The sequence below is a fragment of the Cyanobacteriota bacterium genome (assembly GCA_025054735.1).
In the GTDB taxonomy this organism is placed as follows: Bacteria; Cyanobacteriota; Cyanobacteriia; order SKYG9; family SKYG9; genus SKYG9.
The window spans coordinates 1-2,028 of record JANWZG010000552.1; the positions used below are offsets into that span (position 1 = coordinate 1).

Consider the following 2,028-nt stretch of genomic DNA (forward strand, 5'->3'; position numbering starts at 1 on the left):
AAGAAGTGACTGACTCTGATAACCAGCAGGGATCAGAACAACAACCAGCAGATGAGCCTTCTATTGAGTTATCGGATGCTTCATCTGATATATCTGCTCAAAGCATGCAGGACATGTCGGTATCCTCGTCTGACAACTCAGAAAGTGAGCCATCTCCGACTGATGATGCTGAACAGGTGGCTGAAGCTCAGGATGATGCGGGCAAATTGCAGCGGCTAGAGAGTGAAATTGCCGAACTCAAGGCTCAACTCGAAGAGCGTACTAACCTGTATATCCGGCTGCAGGCAGATTTTGATAACTTTCGGAAGCGGACTCAGCGAGAGAAAGAAGAGCTAGATCTACAGGTTAAGTGCTCTACGATCGCAGAATTGCTACCTGTCGTTGATAATTTTGACCGTGCTCGTTCTCAGTTAAAGCCTCAGACTGAAGAAGCGACTAACATTCATAAGAGTTATCAGGGAGTCTACAAGCAACTGGTTGATTGCTTAAAGCGTATCGGTGTTTCGCCAATGCGCTCTGAGGGTCAAGAGTTTGACCCAAGCCTACATGAAGCTGTCATTCGAGAGCCAACTGATCAATATCCAGAAGGCACTGTTATTGAAGAGTTGGTGAGAGGGTATGTTCTAGGAGAAAAGGTTTTACGACATGCGATGGTAAAAGTAGCCACTGCACCAGAGTCTAGTAGCAGTAGTACTGATTCTGAAGAGTGAGAGGATTGTAATGCTGTGGGCTAGGCCTTCCTGGTCTACTAGGTAGAGGTTGTTGTAATCTGGGATGACTCAGATTTTCAACGGTTGACCTGACGCACATGCTTCACACGCTCTAGGCGGCTAACTTAGCAGGTTTATGCGTTTGGAGTGTGCTTAAGGTCTATGTCGATGTTCCGTTTTAGGCGCTCAACCACCCTAGACTACGGAGTTCAGTAATTAAGTTTTGCTGTTAAACTTCTTGATTAGGCTGGTTGGGTTCCACGTATTCTTTGTGTATTCTTTTAGTCGAGTGTAGTACGCTAAGTACATAAAGATTTTTGATACTGGAACTGTAATGGGGTCATGATGTTTAAACCTAGTAGGTTCGGGATCTTCTCGACTAAGTAGCTTTACTGAAGGATTAACTGCAACAGAGGCTATTGACTGCAAAGTTCTAAGGACGTTCACTACCGCTAGCTATGGGAAAAGTCATTGGTATCGACTTGGGTACAACTAATAGCTGTGTAGCTGTTTTAGAAGGGGGGCAGCCTGTCGTCATCCCTAACTCGGAAGGTGGGCGAACAACCCCTAGTATGGTTGGCTTTGGCAAAAGTGGAGATCGCTTAGTAGGCCAGCTTGCAAAGCGGCAAGCCGTGACCAATGCAGAGAATACTATCTTCAGCATCAAGAGGTTTATCGGGCGGCGGTGGGAAGATACAGCCGACGAGCGCAGTCGAGTTCCATACACATGTGTTGTGGGCAAAGACAACACAGTTGATGTAAAGATCCGCGATCGCAGCTACACTCCACAAGAGATATCGGCCAGGATCTTGCAGAAGCTGAAGCAAGATGCGGAAAGTTATCTCAATGAGCCAGTGACTCAAGCAATCATCACGGTTCCTGCGTATTTCACAGATGCTCAACGCCAAGCCACTAAGGATGCAGGTACAATTGCGGGCTTAGAAGTTCTGAGAATTATCAACGAGCCTACTGCTGCTGCACTTTGCTATGGCCTAGACAAGCAAGATCAAGATCAGCGAATCTTGGTGTTTGACTTGGGCGGCGGTACATTTGATGTGTCGATTCTGCAACTTGGTGATGGTGTCTTTGAAGTGCAAGCAACTGCGGGCAACAATCACTTGGGCGGTGATGACTTTGACAACTGCATCGTTGCCTGGATGATTGAAACCTTCCAACAACAAGAAAATATAGATCTGTCTGCTGATAAGATGGCGCTGCAACGCCTGCGAGAAGCCGCAGAAAAGGCAAAGGTAGAGCTTTCAGCTTTGCCGACCACTTCAATCAACTTGCCGTTTATCACAGCAGACGAAACGGGGCC

Annotated in this window: 2 protein-coding genes; both read left to right on the forward strand. The window is 46.9% G+C overall.

The window, feature by feature from the left end; translation table 11 throughout:
- Nucleotides 1–5: 5 nt before the first annotated feature.
- The gene (gene grpE, locus NZ772_18025) at nt 6–710 is read left to right on the forward strand and encodes a nucleotide exchange factor GrpE (GenBank protein ID MCS6815453.1); all 705 of its coding nucleotides are present in this window, start codon (nt 6–8) and stop codon (nt 708–710) included.
- A gap of 458 nt (nt 711–1,168) precedes the next feature.
- Nucleotides 1,169–2,028 (forward strand): Hsp70 family protein (locus NZ772_18030; GenBank protein ID MCS6815454.1); only part of this gene is annotated, 860 nt, incomplete at its 3' end.